A 5525-nucleotide genomic window follows, 5' to 3' on the forward strand; every position below is an offset into this window, starting at 1 on the left:
GGTACCAGCCCCGCCCTCGCCCGTATGACGACACTGTACATCGACGCTGACGCGTGCCCCGTCACCCGCGAGGCGATCGCCGCCGCGCGGTCGCGCGGTGTGCCGGTGGTGGTGGTGGGCAACGGCACCCAGAACCTCGCGCGGCACGCGGAGCGCACCGGGGTCGAGGCGGTCCAGGTCTCCGGCGGCCGTGACGCGGCCGACTTCGCGATCGTCGAGCGTCTGCAGCCCGGCGACGTCGTGGTCACGCAGGACATCGGCCTGGCTGCGATGGCGCTCGGCCGGGACGCGCACGCCGTGGGGGTGCGGGGGCGGCGCTACACGAAGGCGACGATCGACATCGAGATGGAGGTGCGGCACGCCGAGGCGCGCGAGCGCCGGGCCGGCCGCCGCACGCGGGGCCCCGCCCCGTTCACGGACGAGGACCGCGAGCACTTCGCCGACGCGCTCGAGCGTGCGCTGAGGGAGGCGGCCGCGCCGTGAGCCGGCGGGGCGCTGACGTGCGCGATCGGGAGCGCGGGCTCGCGCGCGCTCGCGCGCGTACATAGGAGAGAGCCGTCCGCGGGCAGTTGACACGCCGTCCAGCGTCGGGCAGTATGCGTTAACGAAGGTTCATAGAGCGTGTTTCTGGGTCTCCGGCTCTCTGCAGGAGCCGGGGAGGTTAAAGCAAGAGGGGACAGTCGGGCCGCTGTCCACGGCATCAGCTGTGGAAGCGGCTCGTTGCTTCCGCGCTCGGCGCGGCGCGTCAGCGTCGCCCGGGGCACGGCATTCGGGTGTGGGGAGATGGTCGATGGGTTCGCTGAAGAGGGTCGTCGGGAGCAAGGCGTTCAAGATCGGCGTGCCGGCGCTGATCGTGGCGGCCGCGGCAGCGGCAGTCATCGCCCCTCTGATCGGCGGCGCAGCGCTCCTGTCGCTGCACCCCTCCGGCGTCTCGTCCGCGGGCAGTTGGGTGACCTCCCCGACCGCCGGGCAGTGGGCGACCTACCTCGACACGGCCGACGGGCAGACCAGCTATGCGGTCAGCACCTCCGAGAACAACACCTGCGTCGTCGACATGGACGACCCCGGCGCGATGGTCGGCTCGATCACGAGCGTGACGATCGCAGCCTCCGTCCGTGACTTCAACGCGGTACAGGAGAGCTATCAGCTCGGCATGAGCGACGGCGCGAACCAGATCTGGGGCACCGCGGCCCAGACGCCGTCCGCGTGGACCACCGTCACCTTCACGAGCTCGACCGCTCCCGACGGCTCGTCGTGGGACTGGACCGACGTCACGAACCTGAAGGGCACGTTGGCTCACAAGCGGTACGACGAGGGCAGCGTGACCGCGAGCCAGACGCGCTCACCCAACACGACCGGTGCCGCCGCCGGCTTCTCTGCGGTGGCCACGCAGCAGCCGATGTGGGCGCAAGTCGACGAGTACCCCACCAACAACGGCGATACTGACTACGTCCAAGGCACGAATGCCACGGGTGGCAACGTCCACTTCGGGCATAGCGCGTTCTCCGTTCCCAGTGGTGCGACCAGCATCAGCGTGCACGTCGTGTACGTGGTCCGCGACATCACGACCGGCGCCAACAACGTGGGCGCGATGCTCCGGGCGAACAGCACTACGTACACGAGTACCACGAACAACCCCGGCAACATCTGGACCACATACCGCCAGGTCTGGACGACCAACCCCGGCAACGGGGGCGCGGCGTGGACCGTCGCGGACGTCAACGGCTCAAGTCCAACGCCGCTCGGCGGCTTCGGCATCTACAGCACCGACTTCAGCCCGAACATCCTCTTGACGCAGTGCTACTGCTACGTCGAGTACCTGACGCCCACCTGGGACACCGACTCGCGTCTCGGCGTCTCCGAGATGATGGTCACCGTGGACTACCAGCCGGACGTCACGCCGCCGACCGTCTCGAGCGCGACGTACGTGGACAAGACCCACGTGGACGTCTCCTTCGACGAGACCTACGCGCCGGGCTCGGCGAACTTCTCGTACTTCACGCTGGACAACGGGGCCTCGGTCACGGGCACCTCGGCGGTCTCCGCCAAGGTCATCCGTCTGACGACGTCCGTCCAGTCCGAGCAGGCGACCACCTACACCGTCACCGTGAACGACGGCGCGCCCTCCGTCACCGACCTGGCGGGCAATCCGGTCGTCGCACCGAACAACACAGCGCAGTTCGTCTCGCCCGACATCCAGCCGCCCAGGGTCGTCTCGGCCACGCCGGTCGACGCGACCCACGTGGACATCTCGTTCGACGAGACGTACTCCCCGGGTTCGGCGAGCTACACCTACTTCTCGATCGACAACGGGATCTCCGTGACGGGCACGTCGGCCGTCTCCGCGAAGGTCATCCGTCTGACGACCTCGGCGACTAGCCAGGGCACGCTGTACACCGTCACGGTCGCGAGCGGTGCCCCGTCGGTCACCGACCAGACGGGCAACGCGGTGGTCGCGCCGGACAACGACGCCACCTACACCGGCCCCGACGTCACACCGCCGAAGGTGAGCGGCGTGACCCAGGTCGACAGCACGCATGTGGATGTGTCGTTCGACGAGACCATCGCCGCCGGCTCCGTGAACGCCGCGTACTTCTCGATCGACAACGGCATCAGTGTCTCGGGAGCCGCGTACCAGTCCGCCAAGGTGGCGCGCGTGACCTGCTCTGCCCTGTCGGCGGCGGTCTTCTACACGGTCACCGTGAACAACGGCGCCCCGTCGGTCACCGACCTCGCCGGCAACGCGTGCGTCGCGCCCGACAACACCGGTTCGTTCACGGGCGTGGACGTCACCGGGCCGGCGCTCACGAGTGCGGTCACCGTAGACGTCACGCACGTCGACGTGAACTTCAGCGAGCCGGTCGCCCAGGGTTCGCTCAACTACACGTACTTCTCGGTCGACAACGGGCTGTCGGTGACCGCGACGAGCGCCGTGGACGCGGACACGGTCCGGCTGACGACATCCGTCCAGACTCCGGGGACCGTGTACACCATCACCGTGCCCAATGGCGGCGCAACGGTGAAGGACCTCCTCGGCAACCCGTGCGTCGCGCCCAACAACACGACCACGTTCTCCGGCTGGGGCGGCGAGGACGTGTGGGTGCCCGCCGGCATCAACGTGTCGGTCAACGCCACCAACGCCGGCATCGGCTTCACCTTCGCCAACGTCACCGCCGCCAACTGGTTGCACGTCGTCGGCGGGGGGTCGCCGTCGTCGCCCCCGGGGCATGCCCCTGCGGGCGGCTACTACAACCTGACCTTCGACGGCACCTTCACGGGCAACGTGTCAGTGAGCATGCCGTACGACGTGAAGCAGATCGTCGGCGACGAGTCGACCATCCAGTGCTACAAGTACTCGGGCGGCACCTGGACCGACGTGACGACCGGCTACAACCCGTCGACGAGCAAGGTGACGGGCACGTCCACCTCGTTCTCGGGCTGGCAGGCGTTCTCGCCGATCACGGCCGGCGACAGCCCGCACGGCGGCTACTCGACCGCGTCGAACAAGTGCGCGGTCTGCCACGCGATCCACGGTGCGGAGAACGCAGCCAACAACATGAACGGCGAGGCGCTGCTCCGCTCGACCCGTGCGGGCGCGTGCGACTACTGCCACGTGGGCGGTCCGTTCACCTCGATCTATCAGGTGTACCAGAGCAACCCCGCGAAGTACGCGGCCGATTCCGGCTTCGAGCACAGCGTGGGCGCGGCGTACACCCAGATCCAGGACTCGAACGACACCACCACGACCAACGGCGCGTGGGACCCGGCCAACGACTACACCATCACGGGTGGTCTGGCCTGCGTCTCGTGCCACACGGTCCACGGCAAGAACGCGATCGGCGGCGCCACGCCGACCAACATCCTGAAGCTGAACCCGAACCCGTCGAACTCGACGTCGGTCCCGTCCGGCGTGACCGCGGCGAACTACGACCCGTGGTTCTGCCAGGACTGCCACACGAGCAACTACATCACGGCGCACGACTCGACGATCTCGGCGGGCGGCTACGACACCTCGTCGCACATCATGACGTCGTCGGTGTCCGCGTCCCTGGTCAGCCTGACCGCGACGGACAGCTCGCGGTCGGACAACTGCCGCGACTGCCACGAGGGCGCGAGCAACCCGGCCTCGATCAACGCGGGCAACAACTACCCGCACTACACCGCGGGCAAGTACTTCCTGACGGACGCGTTCAACCAGACGGGCACCGTCAAGTACGACGCGATCTGCCTCAGGTGCCACGCGAGCGGTACGATCTGGTAGCAGAAGGCTGCGCAGGCTTCTGCGGAGGCCCGGCCGCGTGCCGGGCCTCCCTCGTTGGAGAGACGTGATACCGCTGCACTCGCGGTAGTGGCAGAATCGAACGGACACGGGCGCGGGCCGAGTCGGGAAGGGCGGCGCATGAGCGCTGAGGAGATGTTCGTGGCAGAGCCGGCGGGCGAGGGCCCGTTGGGCAACCGCAGGGTCGTCGCGACCATCGGGGCCGTGCTCCTCCTCCTGCTCTTCGCGTGCCTGCTCTGGTGGATCCTCTCCCAGCGCGCCGAGGTCCCCGACGTCGTCGGCATGAAGCGCGACGACGCGAAGGCCGCCATCGTGAAGGCGGGCTTCGCGGTCGGCGACATCGCGACGCAGACCGCGCTCCCCGGCGAGGCGGGCACCATCGTCGACCAAGCGCCGGACGGCGGGCGTCATGCGCTGAAGGGCTCGGAGGTCGCGCTGGTCCTGGCCGAGGATCTCGTTGTCGCCGGACCGGGCGGGCCGACGTACGGCGAGGGCGGCACGCCCACGGGTGAGGCGGACCTGTTCACCCTCCCGACGGGCACCGGCGCAGAGGCCGCGGACGTCCAGTACTACGTGGCGCCCGACAACCGCCCACGGGTCCCGGACGTGCTCGGCATGACGGAGGCGGCGGCGAAGTCCGCCTTGGCCGCCGCCGGCTACGAGGTCACGGTCAAGTCCGGTCCCGTCTCGACGACGGCGCCGGTGGGCAGGGTGTACTTCGAGGAGCCGGCCCCGGACAGCTTCGAGCCGCGGGGCACCGTGGTGACGATCTGGGTCGCGAACTCGGATTCGCCCGCAGGCTACACGCTCCCGACCGACTGAGGCTGCGCCGCGTGTCCGGTGTGACCGTCGTCGTCCCGACCTACAACGAGGCCGAGAACATCTCGGTCCTCGTCGAGCGCCTGCTCGCGCTCGAGCCGCAGGTCGACGTCCTGGTGGTCGACGACCACTCGCCCGACGGGACCGGGTCCATCGCCCAAGGCATGGCCGAGCGCGAGCCGAGGCTGACCGTCATCGACCGCTCGGGCCCGCGGGGCTACGCGCGCGCGAGCATCGAGGGCCTGCGGGCGGCGATCGCGCGCGGCGGCGAGTTCGTCTGCACGATGGACGCCGACCTGTCGCACGACCCCGACGTGCTGCCGGGGCTCGTGGAACGCGCACGCGCCGGCGCGGATCTGGTCATCGGCTCGCGCTACGTCGACGGCGGCGAGCTCGTGGTCGACTGGGGCCCGGTGCGGCGTGCGGT

4 protein-coding genes are annotated in these 5525 nt (G+C 69.4%); all 4 read left to right on the top strand.

Annotated features, from left to right (window positions below; genetic code table 11):
- The first annotated feature begins 24 nt into the window (after positions 1-24).
- Positions 25-483 carry a YaiI/YqxD family protein gene (locus tag FDZ70_05865; protein ID TLM77117.1) on the top strand — a complete coding sequence of 153 codons (459 nt, stop codon included), beginning with the start codon at positions 25-27 and terminating at the stop codon, positions 481-483.
- 307 nt (positions 484-790) lie between these two features.
- A complete protein-coding gene (locus FDZ70_05870; GenBank protein ID TLM77118.1) occupies positions 791-4261 on the top strand; it encodes a hypothetical protein in 3471 nt (1156 codons plus the stop codon).
- Between the two features lie 138 nt (positions 4262-4399).
- A complete protein-coding gene (locus FDZ70_05875; protein TLM77119.1) occupies positions 4400-5101 on the top strand; it encodes a PASTA domain-containing protein in 702 nt (233 codons plus the stop codon).
- 11 nt (positions 5102-5112) lie between these two features.
- On the top strand, positions 5113-5525 hold a 413-nt coding region (locus FDZ70_05880; GenBank protein ID TLM77120.1), incomplete at its 3' end, for a glycosyltransferase.

This window comes from Actinomycetota bacterium, from assembly GCA_005774595.1.
Taxonomy (GTDB): domain Bacteria; phylum Actinomycetota; class Coriobacteriia; order Anaerosomatales; family D1FN1-002; genus D1FN1-002.

Bases quoted from the DNA above. Each gene is read 5' to 3' on its own strand.
- FDZ70_05865 (TLM77117.1), top strand. From the start codon at position 25: ATGACGACACTGTACATCGACGCTGACGCGTGCCCCGTCACCCGCGAG.
- FDZ70_05875 (TLM77119.1), top strand. From the start codon at position 4,400: ATGAGCGCTGAGGAGATGTTCGTGGCAGAGCCGGCGGGCGAGGGCCCG.
- FDZ70_05870 (TLM77118.1), top strand. From the start codon at position 791: ATGGGTTCGCTGAAGAGGGTCGTCGGGAGCAAGGCGTTCAAGATCGGC.